This window comes from Pseudoduganella sp. UC29_106 (assembly GCF_044055365.1).
Lineage (GTDB): Bacteria > Pseudomonadota > Gammaproteobacteria > Burkholderiales > Burkholderiaceae_D > Rugamonas.
Genome location: NZ_CP171977.1, coordinates 3,912,248 through 3,933,896, shown reverse-complemented (window position 1 = coordinate 3,933,896; position 21,649 = coordinate 3,912,248). Strand labels below are relative to the sequence as shown.

The window sequence follows — 21,649 nt, the reverse complement described above, 5'->3', positions numbered from 1 at the left end:
CGGGCTAAGATCTGGCGATCATTTCGTGAGGGATTGCCATGATCGATTTCTACACCGCCGCCACGCCGAATGGCCACAAGATTTCCATCGCATTGGAAGAGCTGGAGCTGCCATACAACATGAAGGTGCTCGACCTCGGAAGCAATGAGCAGAAGCTGGACTGGTACACCGCCATCAATCCGAACGGCCGCATTCCTGCCATCGTGGACCGCGCCAATGGCGACTTCGCCGTGTTCGAGTCCGGCGCTATCCTGATCTATCTGGCCGAGAAGACGGGGCGCCTGATGCCGTCCGACCCCAAGGGGCGTTCGCTGGTGCTGCAATGGCTGATGTTCCAGATGGGCGGCATTGGACCGATGATGGGCCAGGCCAATGTGTTCTTCCGCTACTTCCCCGAAAAGCTGCAGGGCGCGATCGACCGCTACCAGGGCGAAGTGCGCCGCCTGTTCCGCGTGCTGGATCACCGGCTGGCAGACAACGAATACCTGGCCGGCGATTATTCGATCGCTGATATCGCGAACTGGGCCTGGGTGCGTACTTACCGCTGGTCCGGCGTGGACACGGATGGCATGCCGCACCTGCAGCGCTGGATCGACCAGGTGCGTGAGCGTCCCCGCCGTGCAGCGCGGCATCGAACTGCCGCCGTCGAATGTGCTGGACCGTGCGGACAGCGCGGAAAAAGCCGAGCAATTTGCGGCCGAAGCGCGCAAAATGCTGGAAACGGGGCAATCCCGATAACAGCAGACGGAGACCGCATGAAACTGTACATGGCGCACCGCGCGCCCAACCCGCGCCGTGTGGCGATGTTCATGGCCGAGAAGGGCTTGCAGATCGAGGAAGTGATGATCGACATCGGCAAGGGCGAGCATCGCGGCGAGGCGTATTTGTCCCGCAATCCCTTTGGCCGCGTGCCAGCGCTGGAGCTGGACGATGGCCGTTATCTGTGCGAGACGCGGGCGATCTGTACTTACCTTGAAGGCTTGCAGCCGGAGCCGAATTTGATGGGCGAGGATTTCGCGGAGCGGGCCTTCATTGAAATGGCGGACCGGCGCATGGAGCTGGATCTGTTCATGGCTGCGTCGAATTGCATTCGCCATACGCATCGGGGTTTTGCTTCGCTTGAACAGCCGCAGGTGCCGGAGTTTGGCGCGGCGCAGGGGGAGCGGTTTCGGTCTTCCGCGCGCTGGCTGGATACGGTGCTTGGCCGGCAGGAGTATGTCGCCGGGCAGCGCTTTACCATCGCCGACATCACGGCCTTTTGCGCCCACGAATTTGCCCGCGGCCTGATGAAGTTCCGCGCGGCGGAGGAGGGCATGCACAACCTCCAGGCCTGGCGCGACCGCATCGCCGGCCGCCCCAGCGCCACCGCCGGCGCGTGAGAGGCGCCGCGCGCACCGCGTCCGTCCCGACCGCCGCGTCGCCCTCACGCACGGCGGATCAATGATCCGCCCTACGCGCCGTTAACGGATCTGGCCCCCGAAGGGGCTGTAGGGCGGATCATTGATCCGCCGTGCATGCGCGCCGGCGACGTCAAACCTTGACGCGACGCTGGCCGGCCGTCGCGCGCCGGGCCAACGTCCTGCCGCTGCGCAACCGACCCACAATCCCGGACGGGAAAAAATAAATCGCAAGCACAAACAAAACCCCCAGCCACAGCAACCACCGATCCGGATGCAGCGCCGCCGCCAGCACCGGCACGCCCGCAAGCGCCTCGGACGCCTGCCCCATCAACACCTTCAGATAATTCTGCGCCAGGATAAACAGCACCGCTCCCAGCACCGCTCCATACATGGTCCCCATACCGCCGATCACGACGATCAGCAGAATATCCGTCATCACCTCAAATCCCAGCGTCGTCTTCGGCCCCACATAGCGCAGCCACAAGGCCAGCAGCGCGCCCGCCAGCGCCGCAGCCAGCGCCCCGATTACATTGGCCCAGATGCGATACACGACCGTGCGATACCCCAGCGCCTCCGCTCGAAACTCATTCTCGCGAATCGCCTGCAACACCCGCCCAAACGGCGAGTTCACCACCCGCAGCAGCGCCAGAAACAGCAGCACGCAACCGAAAAACACGATGTAATAAGTAATCAGCTTTCCATCAACCGACCGACCGAACAGCTCTCCGTCCATCAGCTGGAAGCCCGGCGACAGCAGTTCCGGCACGCTGAACGTCTTGCCATCCTCGCCACCGGTCCAGTCGGACAGCTGCGAAGCCAGCACCGCGAACGCCGACGCCACCGCCAGCGTGATCATCGCGTAAAAGATGGCCCGCACCCGCAGCGCGAACAGGCCGATCAGCAATGCCAGCACCAGCGTCAGCGCCAGCGCGGCGCACAGTCCCAGCGCCATGCTGCCCCATCCGGCCTCCTCGCCGGACAAGCCCAGGCCAACGCCATAAGCGCCAATCCCGAAGAACATCGTATGTGCAAAGCTCACAATGCCCGTATAGCCAAGCAGCAGGTCATAGGACGCGACCAGCACTATATACACGCAGATCGTTGCCGCAGTATTCAAGGGCCGCGCGCCGGAAGTGAAGAAAGGCGCCAGCGCCAGTCCCAGCAAGCAAAACACCAGCAGACCGCCCAGCACGCGGCTGCGCGGCAGATCGCCGGACAGAATTGAATGCAGCATCTTATTTCCTCATCAGCCCCGCCGGGCGCCACAGCAGCACGGCAATCATCAGAACGATATGGGACACCAGCGCCAGTTTCGGCGCCAGGAAGCCCGCGTAATTGGTGGTCAGCGCCATCAGCAGCGCGCCAATGAAGCAGCCGGTGACGGAACCCAGGCCGCCGATAATGACGGTGATGAACACCATCACAATCACTTCCGCGCCCATCGACGCCGTCAGCGTTTCCTTGTACAGCCCCCACATCACGCCGCCCAGCCCCGCCAGCGCGGACCCCGTCGCGAACACGGCCACGAATAGCCTGCGAATGCGATAGCCCAGCGCCTCCACCATCTCGCCATTCTCCACGCCGGCTCGGATCAGCAGGCCGATCTTGGTCCGGTTCAGCACCAGCAGCAACGCCACGAACACGACGAGGCCAACAACGACCGCCAGCAGGCGGTATTTTTCGATCGCGAAGTCGCCCATCAGCAGCGCGCCGCGCAAGGCCGTCGGCAGCGGCATGGGCAGATGCTCCGGCCCCCACAGCACGCCAATCAGCTGTTCGACCACGATCATCCCGCCCATCGTGATCAGGATCTGCTTCAGGTGCTGTCCATAGACGGGCATGATGATCAGGCGTTCGAAAAGCCAGCCCAGCACCGCCGTCACCGCCATCGCCAGCAGCGCGGCGAGTCCCAGCGCACCCAGGTTCGCGGCCAGCGAATCGGCATCCAGCCAGCCGCGCATCGGTATCAGCACCAGCGTGGCCGCAAAAGCGCCGACGGAAACGAAAGCGCCGTGGCCAAAATTGAGTACGTCCATCAGGCCGAACACCAGCGTCAGCCCGCTGGACATAATGAAGATCATCATCCCCATCGCCAGCCCCGCCACGGTCAGCGTGGCCCAGGTGGGCATGCTGCCGACAAAGGGCAGGGTGGCCAGCATCAGGGCCGGCACCAGCAGCATCGGCGCAATATCGCGCGGGACGGCAGGCAGCGTTGTGTCGCTCATGGACGCTCCTTATTGGTGTGAATCGAGGGCCAGTCCCAGCAGGCGTTCCTGCAGGGCGCGGTCCTGCGCCAGTTCGGCCATCGCGCCGGCGTGGACGATGCGGCCATCGTCCATCACGGCCACGCTGTCGCCCAGCCGGCGCACGAAATTGAAGTTCTGCTCGACCAGCAGCACAGTGGTATTGCTCTCCTTGAGCTGGCGGAAGGCATCGGCCAGGCTCTGGATGATGGCCGGCGCGAGTCCCTTGGTCGGCTCGTCCACCAACAGCAGCTCGCGCGGCTCGATGATGGCGCGCGCAATCGCGACCATCTGCTTCTGACCGCCGGACAGGTTGCCCGCCGGGTAGTTCCAGAACTTCTTCAGCGCCGGGAAGAAACCGAAGATCCATTCCAGGCGGGCCGTGTCCATCGGCCCGCTGCGCGCCGCGAGGTAGAGGTTCTCGCGCACCGTCAGCGCCGAAAACACAGCCATCGATTCGGGCACATAGGCGATGCCGCCCTGCGCGATAGCAGGCGTGGACATGCCGCCGATCTCACGGCCCTTGAAGCTGATGCTGCCGCGGCTGGGCTTCCACAGGCCCATGATGGTGCGCAGCGTGGTGCTCTTGCCCGCGCCGTTGCGGCCGAGGAGAACCGTGAGGCCGCCGCGCGGCACCGCGAGATCGACGCCTTGCAGGATGTGATACTCGCCGATATGCGTGTGCACGCCGGAGAGCTTGAGCAGTGCGTCAGTCATGGCTTGCGCTTCCCAGGTAGGCTTCCTGCACGATGTCCGAGGACATCACGGCTGCCGGCTCGCCGTCCGCGACCAGGGCGCCGTTGTGCAGCACGATGATGCGGTCGGCCAGCGAGCGCACCACATCCATCTTGTGTTCGACCAGCAGCACGGCCTTGTTGCGCTGTTCCTTCACCTGGCGGATCAGGTCCAGCACTACGGGCACTTCGTCCACGCTCATGCCTGCGGTGGGTTCGTCGAACATCATCACATCAGGTTCCAGCGCAAGCATGATGGCCACTTCCAGCTTGCGCTTGTCGCCGTGGGGCAGGGCGGCGACGGCTGTGTCGCGCCGCGATGCGAGGTTCACGCGCTCCAGAAAGTGGTCGGCGCGCTCGATCAGGGCGCGGTGCGCGGACCAGATCGACCAGAGCTTCATGCCCGCTTTGGCGCGCGCCTGCACGGCCAGCCGTACGTTCTCGTGCACGCTCAGGTTAGGGAACAGATTGGTCAGCTGGAAGGCGCGGCCAATACCGGCCTGCGTGCGGTGGGCCGGACCGTGGCGCGTGATGTCCTCGCCGCGCAGCAACACCTGGCCGCTCGTTGCGGGCAGTTGGCCGGACATCAGGTTGAAATAGGTGGTCTTGCCCGCGCCATTGGGGCCGACGATCACGGTCAGCTGGCCGGCGTGGAAATCAGCGGTAACGCCGTCCACTGCCACATGCCCGCCGAAACGGATCGTCAGCCCGCGCGTGGCGAGCAGGGGATGCTCAAGCGCCATCGTTCAGCGCTTGTTCTTGATGGGCAGGGGCAGCTCGGAAGCCGGAATCTCGCGCACCAGTTCCAGCAAGTCCCATTCATTCTTCTGGTCCTTCTTGATGCGGAAGTGGTACATCGGCTGCATGGCCTGGTGGTCTTCCTTGCGGAAGTTCATCCTGCCCTTGGGCGTATCGAACTCCATGCCTTCCATCGCGGCGATCAGCTTGTCCGTGTTGCCGCCGCCGGCTTTTTGCAGTGCGGTGACGACGGCGCTGGCCGCGGTAAAGCCGCCGGCGGTGAACATGTCAGGCGGGGCCTTGAAGCGCTTCATGTGCTCGGCCACCAGCCAGTCGTTCATATTGTTCTTCGGGAAGTCGTAGTAGTAATAGATCGTGCCTTCCGTACCCGCGTACGCCTTCCACGTCTTGAGCACGGGCAGGATGTTGCCGCCGGGGGCGAGGGCGATGCCGTAGCGCTCGGGCTTCATGTCCGCGATCTTGTTCAGCGGATTGGGGCCGGCCCACACAATGGCCAGCACCCGCGGCTGGGGCTTGTCCTTCAGCGCATCGAACAGGCGCTGGGCCGGCGCGGTGAAGTCGGTTGCGTTCTGCGGCGCGTATTCTTCGGCCACCACCTTGGCCTTGCTGCCTGTTGCGGCCAGCGCCTCCTTGCCGGCCTTGATGGCGTCCTTGCCGAAGGCGTAGTCCTGGGCCAGGAAGCCCACGCTGCCGGACTTCAGCGTGGTCGCCGCGGCCAGGCCATCCTGCATGGAGCTGCGCGCGGTGCGGAACACATAGCGGTTCCACTTCTCGGCCGTGATCGCGTCCGCCACGGCTGGTTCCACGACCAGTACCTTCTTGTATTCTGCGGCCACCGGCAGCATGGCGATGGCGGAGCCGGAGGAGGAAGTGCCGACGGCGATATCGACCTTGTCGTCGCCATAGGCTTCGGCCAGCATGGCGCGGCCCAGGTCAGGCTTGCTCTGGTCATCCTTCACGATAACCTTCAGCTTGCGGCCATTGATTTCCATCTTGCCGCCGGTGAGATATTCGAGGCCCATCATGAAGCCGGTCTCGGTTTCCTTCGCATACGGTTCGAGGATGCCGGTCTTGCCGGCGATGAGGGCGACCTTGAGGTCCTGGGCGGCGGCGAACAGCGGTGCGAGCGCCAGCACGATGGGCAGTAGTTTCTTCATGAAGTCTCCGTCTGTGTTTTTTTTGTGCCACAACTATAGTTCAATCCACCTGCGCGAGGAAGGCGCGCAGCGCATCCTGCGCGGCCGGTTCGCTGAGCATCGGCGCGTGGCCCACGCCGGGCACCTCCGCGTACAGCATATTCGGCGCAGCGGCGCGCATGGCGGCTGCCTGTTCCGGCTCGATCAGGTCGGACAGCGCGCCGCGTATCAGCAGCGTGGGACGCTTGCGCGCCAGGCGGCGGAAAGCCATGCGCGCGGCGAAGGAATCCGCTTTTAATTTCTGGTTGCGAATCGGCAGCGCTATATTGGCGTCGTAACGCGGGCGCAGCTTGCCATTCTCTGTTTCGGCGAAGGCGCGGCGCGCCCAGCGTTGCCATTCGTCGTCGCTATTGTCCGGGAAGGCAGGGCGGTTGATGCCGGCCATGTAGTCTGCCGCTTCGGCCCATGTGGTCAGCTCGCCGCCACGGCCCGCATAGGATGCGATGCGCTGCAGGCCACGCGTGGACAGCGTGGGGCCCACATCGTTCAGCACCGCCGCTGCAATCAGGCTGGAATGGCGCAGGCACAGGGTCATGGTGATGATGCCGCCCATCGAGGTGCCGATGAAGACGGCGCGCGCGATGCCGAGATCGTGAGCCAGCTTGGCCACGTCGTTCGCGTACACCATCGGGTGGTAGCGGTCGGGGTTCTTGTCGTATTCCGAGTTGCCGCGGCCGCGCACGTCCACGGCCAGCACGCGGCGGCCTTGCGACGCGATCCATGGCGCCACGTCTTCGAAGTCCGCCGAGTTGCGCGTGAGGCCGTGGATGCAGATCACCGGCAGGCGCGCTTCGCCGCCGCTGCCTGCGTAGTCGCGCGCATACAGGCGCAGTCCGTCGCTGCTGTGGAAGCTGATGTTGGAATACATGTGGCGCAAGCCCTCCGCATGATTAGGTTGGCGCAGTGTGCGGGATTTGCCGGCCGCTTTGAAGAGACGGCAGCGCCCAATGCGTGTGCAATTTTGCACAGCCGCCACGGACCGGGCGTAAAAATATTGTCATTACAATGTGCATTGATGCACAATTGCGCAATATGAAATCCCTCCCTGAATGGACCGACCTGCGTTTCTTCCTGGAGCTGGCCCGCTCCGGCACTTTGTCCGGCGCTTCGCGGCGCCTGGAAGTCGAGCACACCACGGTGGCGCGCCGCATCGACCGGCTGGAACAGCAGCTGGGCGCGACCCTGTTCGACCGCTCACGTGAGGGCTATGAGCTGACCGAGATGGGACAGGCGGTCCTGCCGCACGCGGAATCGATGGAGGCGGCCGTCCTGGCTGCACAGGACCAGTTGAGCGGCAATGACGTGGCGGTGCGCGGCGTGGTGCGCCTGGGCGTGCCGGAGGTGCTGGGCGTGCGCGTGATCACGCCCTTGCTGGCGCGCTTCCTGCAGGACCAGCCGGATCTTTCGGTGGACTTGCTGGTGCAGCCGCGCTTTGCCAACCTGGCCAACCGCGAGGCGGACCTGGGCGTGACGCTGGACCCGCCCAATACGGGACGCTACATGATGACGCGCCTGGCGTCCTTCCGCCTTACCTTGTACGCTTCGCGTTCGTATCTGGAGCGGCATGCGCCGATCCGCTCGCGCGCGGACCTGGAGGGGCATGATTTTGTCGATTATGTGCAGGACCGGCTGGCGTCCAATGAGCTGAACTTCATCGATGAATTGGGCGTGGTGCCGAGGCGGCGCTTGTGCTGTACGGGGATGATGGCGCAGGCGGAGGCGGCCGCGGCGGGGCTGGGGCTCTTTATGGCCCCGCCTTACGCGGTGCCGAATGATGGGCGGCTGGTGCCGGTGCTGCAGGATGAGGTGTTTGCGGAACGGGCGTATTGGCTGGTGGCGCCTGTGGATCTGTACCGATTGCCGCGCGTGCGCGCGGTGTGGAATCTGTTGCGCGATTTCGCGGATGCGCGGCCGGAATTGTTTGGGATGCCGGCCGACGCGCCCGCGGCCCCCGCGAAGGCCGCGTGACGGGACGCACGGCGGATCAATGATCCCGCCCTACGCACCCCGGCCGATTCATTGTTTGGGCCCCGAAGGGGCTGTAGGGCGGATCATTGATCCGCCGCCCACGCGGCCTAAAACTTGTACGCCAACGTCGCCTTCACGGTCCGCGGATCGCCGTAATACGTGGTTACGGTGTTGAAGAACCCGCCGAACGCATACCCCGCCACCTTATACCGCTTGTCGTTGATATTGCGCACGTGCAGGCCGGCCTGGAGGCGGCGGTCGGAGCTGGTCCACACCATGCCCGCATCCCACAGCGAGAACCCGCCCTGTGCCAGCATCTGGTTCTGCGCCACCAGCGGATCGAGCGAGGCCACGCCGCTGGGCCGGATGATCTCGGCCTGGTACACCTTGCTCTTGTACGATAGCGTGCCGGCGAAAGACAGCGTACCGCCCTTGCCGCCCAGAGCCAGCGGCCAGTCGTAGCCCGCCGTGACGCTGCCGGACTTCTTCGGCGTGTTCTGGAATTCCGCGCTGCTCGCGATATTCACCAGGTTCGCGCCGCTGGCGACCATCCATTCCTTGTACTCGGCATCGATGTAGCTCAGCATGCCGCTCAGGGTGAAGGCATCCGTCACGCGCGCGATGGCTTCCAGTTCCAGGCCCTTGATCTTGGCCTTGCCGGCGTTGGTCAGCGTGCCCGCGAAACCGTTCACCTGGCCGTTCGCGCCGAAGGTCGGGATCGAGCCGGGGATCTGCACATTCTTGTAGTCGGTGTAGAAGATCGCCGCATTGGTCTGCAGGCGTCCGCCGTTCATCGACGACTTCACGCCCAGTTCGACCGAGTCCACTTCCTCGGGATCGACGCCGCGGCGCTTTTCCAGCGAGGCCGGGGTATTCGGGCCGCCGGTCGCCGCCAGGTCCATGCGCGGATCGTACATGCCGCCCTTGAAGCCGGACGAATAAGTGCCGTACAGATTATGCTCCGGCGCGAACCTCCAGCCGAAGCCCAGCTTGGGCGTGAATTTCGAGTCGGTGCGGTTCAGGTCACCCTTGCCCAGGTCCGTGTTGGCTGGCAGGCCGACGGCGGCGGGATTGCCCAGGGTCGGCGAGCCCGCCAGGCCCAGGTAGGTTCGCTTGAAGATACGCGCCTCGCGTTCGTCGCGGGTATAACGGCCGCCCACGTTGACGTTGAAGGTCGGCGTGACGTTGTAGCTGGCGTCCGCGAACACGGCCCAGTTCTTCGAATCGATATCGTCCAGCGTGTACAGCGACAGGCCGCCCGCCGCGTTGTACAGCACGTCGAATTCATTGAAGGCATTGGTCTTCATCCAGAACACGCCGGCCACGCCCTGGATTTTGTCGCCGGTATAGGTCAGCTGGAATTCCTGGCTGTCCTGCTTGTCCCTATAAATGGCCGGCGCTTCGAACAGCGGGGTTTCCAGCGAGTCGAAGTCGATCGGCGCGATCGATTCCGAGGAGCGGTGGGCCGTGATGGACTTGAAGGCCAGTACCGGCGAGATGTTGTACTCGACCAGCAGCGACGCGCCTTTGGTAATGACGGACTGCTCGCGCCCATTCACCTTGTACAGGTTGGCGCGCGTATCGTAGTCGCCAGCCAGCGGCTGGATATTGGCCGGGGCCGGGCCCGGCGTCAGGCGGTAGCCCTGCTTGGGCTGGGTATCGTCTTCCGTGCGGTCGGCCGCGAAGCGCACGAACAGGTCGGCGTTCGGCGTGAATTCGGCCGTTATTCGGCCGGCCTTCACATCCTTGTCGTAGTTTTCGCGGCCATTCAGCACATTCTTGCCGAAGCCATCGCGGTTGAAGGTGGCCAGCGTAGCGCCGATGCGGAAGGAATCGGAGAACTGGCGAGCTGGCTTTGACCACCAGGTCGCGCGTGCTGTAGTTACCAAAGGTCAGCTTGGCGTCCAGCGTCGGCTTGTTGGAGAGCTTGCGCGTCACATACTTCACGGCGCCGCCGATCGTGTTGCGGCCATACAACGTGCCCTGCGGGCCGCGCAGCACTTCGATGCGTTCCAGGTCGTAGATATCGGTCAGCGCACCTTGCGGACGGGCGAGATAGACATCGTCCAGGTAGATGCCCACACCCTGTTCATAGCCGGCCACCGGGTCCTGCTGGCCGATGCCGCGGATGAAGGCGGTCAGCGTGGTGTTGGTGCCGCGCGAAGCCTTCAGCGTGGTGTTGGGGACGATGTCAGTCAGCGCCGTGATGTCGGGCAGGGCCAGCTTCTCCAGCTGCGCGCCGGACAGCGCGGTCACTGAGCCCGGCACATCCTGGATCAGTTCCTCGCGGCGGCGTGCCGTCACGACCACCCTGTCGATGTCGCCGGTGGCTGTTTCGCCAGCTGCGGTCTGGGCTTGCGCCAGGCCCGCCGAAAAGCCGGGCAGGGCCATCATCACGACGGCGACGGAACGCTTCAGCACGAACTTCCGAGTCTGCATCAAAGTCTCCTATGGTTGTTTTCCGGCGAGTGTGCACCGTTTGACAATCCAGTTAAAGACGTGGGCATGCACGAACGTTGTGCAAAATTGCACATGGACGCCGCGAGGCTGCGGCGCCGCGCACAGCGCCATCAATACAGGCGCTTGTACCAGGGGTGGGGCGGGATGAGCAACTGATAGTCCCTGGCCAGTTCGTCGGTGTCATCGAGCTTGCGGTCGATGCCGAGCACGCCGAACAGGGACAGGCTCTCGTGGAAGAGATTGAGTACGCGCGCCCGCAGCAGCGGTCCGAAGGCGGGCATGGCGCGCTGGCAGGCGATCATCTGGAATTCATTGAAGGAGGCGTCCGTCACCAGGTTGTACTGCGCCCAGCTGATGCGGCAGCGCATGGCCGGCAGCAGCACGGCGCGCCCGTCGTGGATCGTGAAGTAGTCGGACAACTCGCCCTTGCCGCCGGCCTGCACATAATGCTGCTGCGCCGCTGCCAGCGCCTCGGCCGGCAGCGATGCGTCGGCTGCTTCGTTCAGCAGTTCATCGTTGGACACGGTGGCGTGGATTTCGGTGCGCGCCAGCAGTCCCAGTTCATGCAGGATGATGGCCAGCGTCCACGCCTGGCCGGCGCCGGCGCAATCGGCCAGCCACACGCGCGGCAGGGCGGTGGCGCAGCAGGCTGGCCTGCGCCGCTTCGCGCAGCAGCACGGCTTCAGCCGGATCATCGAACAGGGTGGCGGTCGGCACGGAGAGGCTGCGCAGCAGCGCGCTGCAGGTGGCCGGGTCGTGCAGCACCCGGTCCAGCAGCTGCGACAGCGTGCGCAGGCCGCGCTGCTGCATCAGCGCATACAGCCTGCGTTTGAGCTGGCTCCGTTCGTGCATGCGGAAGTCGTGGCCATAGCGGCGGACCATCCCTTCCAGCAGCAGTTCCAGTTCCAGCTCTTCGAGTTCGGGCGCTGTGCTGCGCCGCAGCCGGTCTATCGCTCCCATATCTCCCGCCATCAAGACAGTCCGTCAATGCAGCCAGACGCGCATCAGCGACAACAGCTGCGCCACGTCCACCGGCTTGGTGATGTAGTCCGATGCGCCCGCAGCAATACATTTGTCGCGGTCGCCTTTCATGGCCTTCGCCGTCAGCGTGATGATGGGCAGCGAACGGAACTTCGGAATGCGGCGGATCGCGCGCATCGTGTCGTAGCCGTCCATCTCCGGCATCATGATGTCCATCAGGACGATCTCGATCGTAGGATCTCGCTCCAGCACCTCGATGCCGTCGCGGCCGTTCTCGGCGAACGACACCTGCATCTTCTGGCGCTCCAGCAGCGTGGACAGCGCGAAGATATGCGCAGGTCATCGTCGACGATCAGCACCTTGCGGCCCGCCAGGCCGCCATCGGCCGCGTGCACTTCCTCCAGCATGCGGCGCTGGGCCTCCGGCAGGCTGGCCTGCGAACGGTGCAGGAACAGCGCCGTTTCATCCAGCAGGCGTTCCGGCGAGCGCGCATCCTTCATGACGATGGTCTTGGCGTAGCGCTTCAGCTTTGTCACTTCCTTGCGGTTCAGGTCCTTGGCCGTGTTGATCACGATTGGCAGGTCGCGCAGCTTGGTATCCTTGCCGATGATGTCCAGCAGGTCGAAACCGGTGATGTCGGGCAGGGTCAGGTCCAGCACCATGCAGTCGAAGCGGCTATTGTGCAGCGCCGCCAGGGCTTCCTCGCCCGTGCCGACGGCCGTGATGTCCACGTCCGTATCGCCGATCAGGCTGACGATGGAATCGCGCTGCGCCTCTTCGTCATCCACCACAAGCAGGCTGCGCTTGCCGCCCATCAGGAAGCGCTGGATGCGCATGAACTCTTCGTTCAGCGCTTCCTTGCTGACCGGTTTGTTCAGGTAGGAGATGGCGCCGCAGCGCAGGGCGCGTTCCCGCTCGCGCATGCTGGACATCACATGCACCGGAATATGGCGCGTGCTCGGATCGCGCTTCAGGCGGTCCAGCACCGTGAAGCCGTCGATGTCCGGCAGGTCGAGGTCGAGCAGGATGGCGGACGGCAGATAGTCGCGCGCCAGGCTCAGGGCCGAATCGCCCTGGTGCGTGACGATGCCCTTGAAGTTCTTCTCGCGGGCGAAGTCCAGCACCACTTTGGCGAAACGTTCATCGTCTTCGATGATCAGCACCGACGGGTCGCCGGGCGTTGTGATGTTGCGGTCGTCGAGTGTGGTGCCGTAGGATTCGTCGGATTCCGCATATCCGGCAGCGGGCGCCGACTCGGCTTCCTGCGCCGGCGAATAGATCACCTTGGGCGGCTGCGGCAGGGCAGGCGCGCGCTGCGGCTGCTGGCGGCTGGTCTCGTAATATACGAAGCCGGAGCGGTTATACGGCAGGAACAGCGTAAAGGTCGAACCGCTGCCCACTACCGATTCCACGCGGATCTCGCCGCCCAGCAGACGGGCCAGTTCGCGCGAAATCGACAGGCCCAGGCCCGTACCGCCGTATTTACGTGCGGTGGAACCGTCGGCCTGCTGGAATGCCTCGAAGATCAGTTGCAGCTTGTCGGACGCGATACCCACGCCCGTGTCGCTGACAGCGAAGGACAGCACGGCATCGGCATGCGCCAGGTTCGGGTGGTCGCTGCTCCAGCCGGCGGTCACCGTGCCGATGACCAGGGACACCTGGCCGTGGTTGGTGAACTTGAAGGCGTTGGACAGCAGGTTTTTCAGCACCTGCTGCAGGCGCGTCACGTCCGTCATCAGGGAAGTAGGCAGGTTCTCGCCCAGGTCCACCGTGAAGCCGAGGTGCTTGGCTTCGGCCATGTGGCGGAAGGTACGGTCCACATAGCTGCGCAGGTTGGCGAAGCGGTACTCCGACACGTCCAGCGTGACGGTACCGGATTCGATCTTGGACAGGTCCAGGATGTCGTTAATCAGCGTCAGCAGGTCGGAGCCCGAGCCGTGGATGGTCTTGGCGAATTCCACCTGCTTGGACGACAGGTTGCCTTCCGGGTTGTCGCCCAGCTGCTGCGCCAGGATCAGCAGGGAATTCAGCGGCGTACGCAGCTCGTGCGACATATTCGCCAGGAACTCGGACTTGTACTTGGAGGACAGGGCCAGCTGGGTCGCCTTTTCTTCCAGCGCCAGTTTCGCCTGTTCCACTTCGCGGTTCTTGCGTTCAACCTCGATGTTCTGCTCGGACAGCAGGCGCGCCTTCTCCGCCAGCTCCTGGTTGGTCTGCTGCAGCTCCTGCGCCAGCGACTGGGACTGGGTCAGCAGCGATTCGGTACGGCTGTTCGCCTCGATGGTGTTCAGCACCACGCCGATCGATTCCATCAGCTGGTCGAGGAAGGACAGGTGGGTTTCCGTAAAGCGGTCCAGCGACGCGATCTCGATCACCGCCTTCACCTGCTGTTCGAACAGGATAGGCAGCACGACGATATTGGTCGGCGGCGCGGCGCCCAGGCCTGAGCTCACCACGATGTAATCGCGCGGCACGTCGGTCAGCCAGATACGCACCTTCTCCAGCGCGCACTGGCCCACCAGGCCTTCGCCCGGCAGGAAGGAGGTCGGCAGCTTGCGCGACGAACGGTAGCCGTAGCTGGCGATCATGCGCAGGCGCGCGTCGGCAGTCTGCGAGTCCATCATGTAGAACACACCGTGGTGAGCGGACACCAGCGGCGCCAGCTCGGACAGAATCAGCTTGGTCACCGCCTGCAGGTCGCGCTGGCCTTGCAGCAGTCGCGTGAAGCGCGCCAGGTTGGTCTTCAGCCAGTCCTGCTGCGCGTTCTTCTGCGTGGTTTCCTTCAGGTTGCGGATCATCTCATTGATGTTGTCCTTCAGGTAGGACACCTCGCCGCGCGCTTCCACCTGGATGGAACGGGACAAGTCACCGCGCGTCACGGCGGTCGCCACCTCCGCAATGGCTCGCACCTGGTTGGTCAGGTTTGCCGCCAGCTGGTTCACGTTCTCGGTCAAGTCCTTCCACGTACCCGCCACACCGGACACGTTTGCCTGCCCGCCCAGCTTACCCTCGGTACCCACCTCACGCGCCACACGGGTCACTTCCGATGCGAAGGACGACAGCTGGTCCACCATCACGTTGATGGTGTCTTTTAGTTCCAGGATCTCGCCCTTCACGTCCACGGTAATCTTCTTGGACAGGTCGCCGCGCGCCACGGCGGTGGTCACGGCCGCGATATTACGCACCTGGCCCGTCAGGTTGGACGCCATGAAGTTCACGTTGTCGGTCAAGTCCTTCCAGGTGCCGCCGACGCCCGGCACATACGCCTGGCCGCCCAGCTTACCTTCGGTACCCACCTCACGCGCCACACGCGTCACCTCCGACGCGAAGGAGGACAACTGGTCCACCATCACGTTAATGGTGTTTTTCAGTTCGAGAATCTCACCCTTCACGTCCACGGTGATCTTCTTCGACAGGTCGCCGTTTGCCACGGCGGTGGTCACCTCCGCGATATTACGCACCTGGCCCGTCAGGTTACCCGCCATCGAGTTCACGCCATCGGTCAAGTCCTTCCAGGTACCCGCAACGCCCGGCACGTTTGCCTGGCCGCCCAGCTTGCCCTCGGTACCCACCTCACGCGCCACACGCGTCACTTCCGATGCGAATGAGTTCAGCTGGTCCACCATCACGTTGATGGTGTTCTTCAGTTCGAGGATCTCGCCCTTCACGTCCACGGTAATCTTCTTGGACAAGTCGCCGTTCGCCACGGCGGTGGTCACCTCCGCGATGTTACGCACCTGGCCGGTCAGGTTACCTGCCATCGAGTTCACGGAATCGGTCAAGTCCTTCCACGTACCGGCCACGCCCTTCACCTGCGCCTGGCCGCCCAGCTTGCCCTCGGTACCCACCTCGCGCGCCACACGCGTCACTTCCGATGCGAAGGAGGAAAGCTGGTCCACCATCACGTTGATGGTGTTTTTCAGTTCCAGAATCTCGCCCTTCACGTCCACGGTAATCTTCTTGGACAGGTCGCCGTTTGCCACCGCGGTCGTCACCGCCGCGATGTTACGCACCTGGCCCGTCAGGTTGGACGCCATGAAGTTCACGTTGTCGGTCAAGTCCTTCCAGGTGCCGCCCACGCCCGGCACATATGCCTGGCCGCCCAGCTTGCCCTCGGTACCCACCTCGCGCGCCACGCGGGTCACTTCCGATGCGAAGGAACGCAGCTGGTCCACCATCACGTTGATGGTGTCCTTCAGCTGCAGGATCTCGCCGCGCACGTCCACGGTAATCTTCTTGGACAAGTCGCCGTTCGCCACCGCGGTCGTCACCTCTGCGATATTACGCACCTGCGATGTCAGGTTGCCCGCCATCGAGTTCACGGAGTCGGTCAAGTCCTTCCACGTGCCCGCCACGCCCTTCACCTGCGCCTGGCCGCCCAGTTTGCCCTCGGTACCCACTTCGCGCGCCACGCGCGTCACCTCGGAGGAGAAGGACAACAGCTGTTCCACCATCGTGTTCGCCGTCATTGCCGCGCGCAGGTACTGGCCCTTCAGCGGGTGGCCGTCCACTTCCAACGCCATGGTCTGGGACAGGTCGCCCTTTGCCACGGCGCCGATCACGCGCGCCATCTCGGTGGTAGGGCGCACCAGGTCATCGATCAGCGTGTTGACGGAGCTGATGATCGTCTGCCAGCCACCGGACACATTCGGTACTGCTGCGCGCTGCGTCAGGCGGCCTTCGCGGCCTACCACGCGGCTCACGTCCGTCACCGCTTTCACGATGCGTTCATTGTTTTCGATGATTTCGTTGAGGGTGTCGGCGATCTTGCCGGAGACGCCCGTCCAGTCGGAGGGCATGCGGGCGGAGAAATCGCCCCTTCTTGAGTGCCATCAGAGTCGAGAGGATCAGGCGCAGATCCAACTCTTCTGGCAGTTCGGTCATATCGTTCATTTGCGGGATCCTTCTTTATACCGGGTTGGGCGCCGCGAAGTTAACAAAAGTGTCAGTAAGGCAATTTTGTGTAGTTTAGCCGAACAAGCCTAAAACAATTCAAGTACGCCCTGCGCACGTTTGCACAGGGTGTTGTTTTATTTCAGCTGTTGTAACAGGAAGGTATAAGTCAGGGCCCACATTTGTGCCTGTTGGTCGTTATTTGCCGCGCCGGCGTGGCCGCCTTCCGTGTTTTCCCAGTACAGGACATCATGCCCCTGCGCCTGCATTTTGGCTACCATCTTGCGCGCATGGCCCGGGTGGACACGGTCGTCGCGCGTGGAGGTCGTGAACAGCACGCGCGGATAGTGCTTGTCCTGGAACACGTTCTGGTAGGGCGAGTATTTGCTGATATAGGCCCATTGCTTCGGATCGTCCGGATTGCCGTATTCGCCCATCCACGACGCCCCGGCCAGCAGCTTGCTGTAGCGCTGCATGTCCAGCAGTGGCACCTGGCACACGACAGCGTTGAACAGGTCCGGCCGCTGCGTCAGCGCCGCGCCCACCAGCAGGCCGCCGTTGGAGCCGCCCATGATGCCGAGGTGGCGCGGGCTGCTCACTTTGCGCTTGATCAGGTCCTGGGCCACGGCTATGAAATCGTCGAAAGCCTTCTGGCGGTTTTCCTTCAGCGCCGCCTGGTGCCAGCGCGGGCCGAACTCGCCGCCGCCGCGGATATTCGCCAGCACGTATACTCCGCCTTGCTTCAGCCAGGCCTCGCCCGTGGTCCCGCTGTAGAAGGGCTTCATGGATACTTCAAAGCCGCCGTAGCCATACAGCACCGTGGGGTTCTTGCCGTTTAATTTGGCTTCCTTGTTCATGACCACGAAGTAGGGCACCTGCGTGCCATCCCTGGACGTAGCCTGGAACTGCTTCACCGTGTAAGGCCTGGCGTCGAAGAAGCCGGGCAGGGACTTCAGCGCGCTGCGCTCGTCGCTGCCGCTGTGGGCCAGGTACATCGTGGTCGGATTCAGGAAATCGGTCACGGTGAGGAAGTAGTCGTCGGAAGCGATGGCATCCACCGAATGCACTTCCAGCGTGCCGAAAGCGGGCGCGTTGACCGTGCGCTGTATCCACTTGCCATCGGCGCGCGTGTATTCGACCAGGCGGTTCTTTACATTATCGAGAACGTTCAGCAACAGGCTGGCCTTCGTGGCGGCCACGCCGTCCAGCGAAGTGGTGGGCGTGGGCGTGAACAGCACTTCGAACTGGCGCTCGCCGGCCAGGAATTTGCGGAAGTCCATGGCCAGCAGGGCGCCTTGCGGGTAGCGCTGGCCGCCCACGTCCAGTCCGAACGCAATTCGACGATCACCTGGTCGCGCACGGTGTAGGCGGTGGCGTCGTCCGGCTTGTCGATCTTCGTCAGCTTGTCGCCTTCGCGCAGGAAGAGTTCACTGCTGTAGAAGCCGATCTGACGCGAGATGAACTGGTGGTCGTATTCGGGCGTGAAATCCTTGTAGGCGCCCACGCCAAGATCCTCCGGCTTTGCTTCGTACAAGGTGCGCGCGGAGGCGAGTGGTGTGCCGCGCTTCCATTCCTTCACGATGCGCGGATAGCCGGACGTGGTCAGCGAGCCTTCGCCGAAATCGGTGGAAACAAAGATGGTGTCGTTGTCGATCCAGCCGATATCGCTTTTCGCTTCGGCCAGCGTAAAGCCATCCTTGACGAAGCTGCGCGTGGTGGTGTCGAACTCGCGCACCACGTGCGCATCGCCGCCGCCGCGCGACAGCGAAATCAGGCAGCGGTCGCCCTTCGGATACATGCAGTGCGCACCATGCCACACCCAGTTTTCCTTTTCATCGGCGGCCAGCTTGTCCAGGTCGATCACGGTTTCCCATTCGGGCTCCGGCTTCTGGTACTGCTGCATGGTGGTGCGGCGCCAGATGCCGCGCGCGTGATCGGCGTCGCGCCAGAAGTTGTACAGGTAGTCGCCATGTTTGGCGACGAAGGGAATGCGCTCCTTGGAATTGAGGATGGTGCGCAGGCGAGCGTTGACGGCCGGGTATTCGGGCCGCGTTTGCAACTCCTTCAACGCGATTGCGTTCTGCTCCTTCACCCAGGCCATCGGCTTTTCGCCGCTCACGTCTTCCAGCCACTGATAGGGGTCTGTTTTCTGGGCGTGGGCCTGGCCCAAAGCCGCCAGTCCCAGTACCATGCCGCCGGCCAGTTTTCGGTACGAACGCATGCTTTCTCCTTCGCGATTCAGAGTGTGTACTGTACACCAATCTTGCCAATTTGCACTCAGCGGCATAGACTGGTCCGCATGAAAACACCCACCCTTATTCTCCTCGCCGCCGCAGGAACCGCGGCCGCCGCGGCGCAGGCGCAGACCGTGGTCACGCACCAGAAATCGGCGTCCGGCGAGCGTGTGCTGCTGGTCGAGGCGACAGTCGCCCAGCCGCCCGAACGCGTGTGGAAGGCGTTTTCAACCGAGGAGGGCGCGCGCTGCTGGGTGGCGCCGGCCGTGAAGCTCGATTTCCGCAACGGCGGCAGCATGCAGTCGAATTACGACGCCAAGGTGGGCGTGGGCGGGCCGGGCACGATCCGCCTGGGCATCACCAATGTGATCGAAAACGAGCTCCTGACCTACAAGATCAAGCTGACGGACAGCTTCAGCAAGCAGTTGCAGGCCGAAGACGGGAACCTGCAGGAAGTGGTCCGCCTGGAACGCCAGCCGGACGGCGGCACGCGCGTGGTGGCACAGATGCTGGGCTGGGGCACGGGGCCGGAATGGGATAAGACCTATGACTTCTTCGCCAAGGGAAATGACTGGTCGCTGAAGCAGCTTGTGAACTGCCTGGCCGGGCCGCCCGGCGCTGCCGCGCCGTCGGCATCGGTCGCACCGGTCGCGCTGGCAGTGGCTGGTGGCGCGGGTGCGCCGTCATCCAAACTGGCCCCAATGGCCTTCCTCGCCGGCCAATGCTGGCGCGGCACCATGCCCGACGGGAAAACTACCGATACGCATTGCTTCGACTGGCTGCTGAACGGCCACTACCTGCGCGACCACCACGTGGTGCGCTCGGCCGGCCGTCCGGATTATGTGGGCGAGTCGCTCTACTACTATGACCATGAGCGCAAGCAGGTTGCCTATATCTACTACGAGAACAACGGCAATTATTCGCGGGGCCTGATGATGGGCGACGACAAGCGCCTGGTCTTCCCGGATGCCCAGTTCCAGATGCCCAATGCGAAGCTGACCTATCGCGCCAGCTGGACGCGCATCGACGACAACAGCTACCAGGCCACCAGTGAATTTCTCAAGGGCGGCAAGTGGGAGTTGGAACAGACCGTTAGATTCAGCAAGGTTCCGCGCTGACGGTCAGGGGCCGCGGCGCAATCAGAGCTGACGCGCTTCGAAGGTATTGCACTGGGCGATATCGCCCGTCTTGATACCCTTGGTGAACCAGCGCACACGCTGTTCGGAGGTGCCGTGGGTGAAGGAATCCGGCACCACCTCGCCGCCGGCCTGGCGCTGCAGCGTATCGTCGCCGATGGCGGTGGCGGCGGAAAGCGCCGTTTCGATGTCGCCCTGTTCCAGGATAGAGCGAGCGCGGTTGGCGTGATAGCCCCACACACCGGCGAAGCAGTCTGCCTGCAATTCCATGCGCACCGACAGCGCATTTGCCTGGCGTTCCGAGCCACGGCTGCGCGCCGCATCGACTTTCGCGGCAATGCCCATCAGGTTCTGCACGTGATGACCCACTTCATGCGCGATCACATAGGCTTTCGCAAACTCGCCCGATACGCCGAAGCGCTCCTCCATCAGGCGATAGAAGCTCAGGTCGATGTACACCTTGTGGTCGGCCGGACAGTAGAACGGGCCGGTGGCGGTCAGGCCTGCGCCGCAGGATGTCTGCGTGCGGCCGCTAAACAGCTGCAGCTTCGGACGCTCATATTGCGCGCCTTGCTGCTTGAACAGTTCGCCCCAGGTGTCTTCCGTGTCGGCCAGCACCACGCGCACGAACTTGGCCTGGCGGTCGTTCGGATCGGTTGCATGCGGACGCTGTTGCTGCTGCACGGCCACCGGACCGCCGCCGCTGAGCAGGTTCAGCAGCGTTGCCGGGCTTACGCCAAGGAAGTATGAGCCGACCAGGGCGATCAGCAGCGTGCCGATGCCGATGGACCTGCCGCCGAAGCCGAAACCACCGCGTCCGCCGCCGCCATCGCCGCGCACATCTTCCACATTATCACTCTCCCTGTTGCCGTCCCAACGCATTTGCTGCTCCTTTGTTTGTCTGGTTTCACTATATAGCACGGGCACCAAGCGTGGCGCAGCGTTTGTTGAAAATCTTTACAATTGGCATTTTTGCTTACTGTTGGGGGACGTGTGAAATCATGGCACTGGGGCGTGGCCCTGCTGGGCGTTGTCGCGGTCATTGGCGGGCTGGTGTTTGCCCTGCGCGAACCGGAGCCCGATTGTCCCCGCCTTGCCCCGGAAAAGTACCCGCCGAAATGCGTCGCGTTTGCCGAACAGCAGGCCAAGGCTGGCGACACGGCCGCCATGTTGCGCCTGTCCCAGCATTTTGAATCGCGCGACCGTGCCGCCGCCGCCAACTGGACGCGCCAGGCCGCCCGGGCGGGCGTCCCTGCCGCGATCCGTCGCATACTCGACAATTGCGGCGATGGCCAGCAATTCACGATCGCCGACGCCGAAGCGCTGCTGCCGCGCGCAGGCGAGCTGGAGCAGGCCTATTTCAAGCTGGGCGGCTCCTGCAAGCCCGCCGACACTGCCTGGGCCGCGAAGCTGCCGGCGTCAGATTTGCTGGCGAACGCGGACACGGCGGGCCTGTGCCGGGTTGCCGTGAAGTTCGGCCAGCTTGCCGTGTCGCCCGCAGGCGCAAAGCTGGACGCTGGTGTCGCGCGCAAGCTGCTCGGCGAATGCGAGCGCCGCGCGGGCGCCGGCAGCGAAGCCGCGCAGCAGGCCCATTCCGTGCAGCAGGTGCTCGATCGCCAGATCCGTCCCGTGCATCTGGAGTAGG

At 63.8% G+C, this 21,649-nt stretch carries 16 protein-coding genes and 2 pseudogenes; 4 read left to right on the top strand and 14 right to left on the bottom strand.

Annotated elements, in window-relative coordinates; translation table 11 throughout:
* Positions 1–38 precede the first annotated feature (38 nt).
* Positions 39–1,379 (top strand): glutathione S-transferase family protein, encoded by a 1,341-nt coding sequence (locus ACHMW6_RS19725; protein ID WP_395399147.1) that lies wholly within the window; start codon positions 39–41, stop codon positions 1,377–1,379.
* A 151-nt stretch (positions 1,380–1,530) separates the two neighbouring features.
* Here the strand turns inward: ACHMW6_RS19725 and ACHMW6_RS19720 are convergent, their stop codons facing one another.
* Genes ACHMW6_RS19720 through ACHMW6_RS19695 form a run of 6 tightly spaced genes read right to left on the bottom strand, consistent with a single transcriptional unit; the run spans position 1,531 to position 7,200 of the window.
* Positions 1,531–2,634 (bottom strand): branched-chain amino acid ABC transporter permease, encoded by a 1,104-nt coding sequence (locus ACHMW6_RS19720; protein ID WP_395399145.1) that lies wholly within the window; start codon positions 2,632–2,634, stop codon positions 1,531–1,533.
* Position 2,635: 1 nt separating this feature from the next.
* The gene (locus ACHMW6_RS19715; protein WP_395399143.1) at positions 2,636–3,625 is read right to left on the bottom strand and encodes a branched-chain amino acid ABC transporter permease; all 990 of its coding nucleotides are present in this window, start codon (positions 3,623–3,625) and stop codon (positions 2,636–2,638) included.
* A gap of 9 nt (positions 3,626–3,634) precedes the next feature.
* Complete coding sequence (locus ACHMW6_RS19710) at positions 3,635–4,360, bottom strand: ABC transporter ATP-binding protein (protein ID WP_395399141.1); 726 nt, start codon at positions 4,358–4,360, stop codon at positions 3,635–3,637.
* Complete coding sequence (locus tag ACHMW6_RS19705; RefSeq protein ID WP_395408663.1) at positions 4,353–5,102, bottom strand: ABC transporter ATP-binding protein; 750 nt, start codon at positions 5,100–5,102, stop codon at positions 4,353–4,355. The genes ACHMW6_RS19710 and ACHMW6_RS19705 overlap by 8 nt, the downstream gene beginning before the upstream one ends.
* A 21-nt stretch (positions 5,103–5,123) precedes the next feature.
* On the bottom strand, positions 5,124–6,293 hold the full coding sequence (locus ACHMW6_RS19700) for a substrate-binding domain-containing protein (protein ID WP_395399140.1): 1,170 nt from the start codon (positions 6,291–6,293) through the stop codon (positions 5,124–5,126).
* A 40-nt stretch (positions 6,294–6,333) separates the two neighbouring features.
* Entirely contained in the window at positions 6,334–7,200 is an 867-nt protein-coding gene (locus tag ACHMW6_RS19695) for an alpha/beta fold hydrolase (protein WP_395399138.1), read from the bottom strand.
* 164 nt (positions 7,201–7,364) lie between these two features.
* Here ACHMW6_RS19695 and ACHMW6_RS19690 point away from each other — a divergent pair, with 164 nt between their 5' ends.
* Complete coding sequence (locus ACHMW6_RS19690) at positions 7,365–8,300, top strand: LysR family transcriptional regulator (protein WP_395399136.1); 936 nt, start codon at positions 7,365–7,367, stop codon at positions 8,298–8,300.
* Between the two features lie 107 nt (positions 8,301–8,407).
* Here the strand turns inward: ACHMW6_RS19690 and ACHMW6_RS19685 are convergent, their stop codons facing one another.
* The 7 genes and pseudogenes from ACHMW6_RS19685 to ACHMW6_RS19655 form a co-directional block, all read right to left on the bottom strand.
* Positions 8,408–10,075 carry a TonB-dependent receptor gene (locus tag ACHMW6_RS19685; protein ID WP_395399134.1) on the bottom strand — a complete coding sequence of 556 codons (1,668 nt, stop codon included), beginning with the start codon at positions 10,073–10,075 and terminating at the stop codon, positions 8,408–8,410.
* Positions 10,076–10,307: 232 nt separating this feature from the next.
* Positions 10,308–10,691: pseudogene (locus tag ACHMW6_RS19680) on the bottom strand (TonB-dependent receptor plug domain-containing protein); the annotation flags it as partial.
* Between the two features lie 179 nt (positions 10,692–10,870).
* Complete coding sequence (locus ACHMW6_RS19675; RefSeq protein ID WP_395399132.1) at positions 10,871–11,383, bottom strand: CheR family methyltransferase; 513 nt, start codon at positions 11,381–11,383, stop codon at positions 10,871–10,873.
* Complete coding sequence (locus ACHMW6_RS19670; protein ID WP_395399130.1) at positions 11,322–11,720, bottom strand: hypothetical protein; 399 nt, start codon at positions 11,718–11,720, stop codon at positions 11,322–11,324. The genes ACHMW6_RS19675 and ACHMW6_RS19670 overlap by 62 nt, the downstream gene beginning before the upstream one ends.
* Positions 11,721–11,744: 24 nt before the next feature.
* A pseudogene (locus ACHMW6_RS19665) lies at positions 11,745–16,634 on the bottom strand (HAMP domain-containing protein).
* Between the two features lie 137 nt (positions 16,635–16,771).
* Entirely contained in the window at positions 16,772–17,914 is a 1,143-nt protein-coding gene (locus ACHMW6_RS19660) for a prolyl oligopeptidase family protein (protein WP_395408662.1), read from the bottom strand.
* The gene (locus ACHMW6_RS19655; RefSeq protein WP_395399128.1) at positions 17,803–18,855 is read right to left on the bottom strand and encodes a hypothetical protein; all 1,053 of its coding nucleotides are present in this window, start codon (positions 18,853–18,855) and stop codon (positions 17,803–17,805) included. Before ACHMW6_RS19655 ends, ACHMW6_RS19660 begins: the two co-directional genes overlap by 112 nt.
* A gap of 78 nt (positions 18,856–18,933) precedes the next feature.
* Here ACHMW6_RS19655 and ACHMW6_RS19650 point away from each other — a divergent pair, with 78 nt between their 5' ends.
* Positions 18,934–19,986 carry an SRPBCC domain-containing protein gene (locus tag ACHMW6_RS19650; RefSeq protein ID WP_395399126.1) on the top strand — a complete coding sequence of 351 codons (1,053 nt, stop codon included), beginning with the start codon at positions 18,934–18,936 and terminating at the stop codon, positions 19,984–19,986.
* 21 nt (positions 19,987–20,007) lie between these two features.
* On the opposite strand, the gene ACHMW6_RS19645 is transcribed toward ACHMW6_RS19650, so the two are convergent.
* Positions 20,008–20,886 (bottom strand): neutral zinc metallopeptidase, encoded by an 879-nt coding sequence (locus ACHMW6_RS19645; RefSeq protein WP_395399124.1) that lies wholly within the window; start codon positions 20,884–20,886, stop codon positions 20,008–20,010.
* Between the two features lie 111 nt (positions 20,887–20,997).
* Between ACHMW6_RS19645 and ACHMW6_RS19640 the strand changes: the two genes are divergently transcribed.
* Positions 20,998–21,648, top strand: coding sequence for a hypothetical protein (locus tag ACHMW6_RS19640; protein ID WP_395399122.1), 651 nt, complete (start codon positions 20,998–21,000; stop codon positions 21,646–21,648).
* Position 21,649 lies beyond the last annotated feature (1 nt).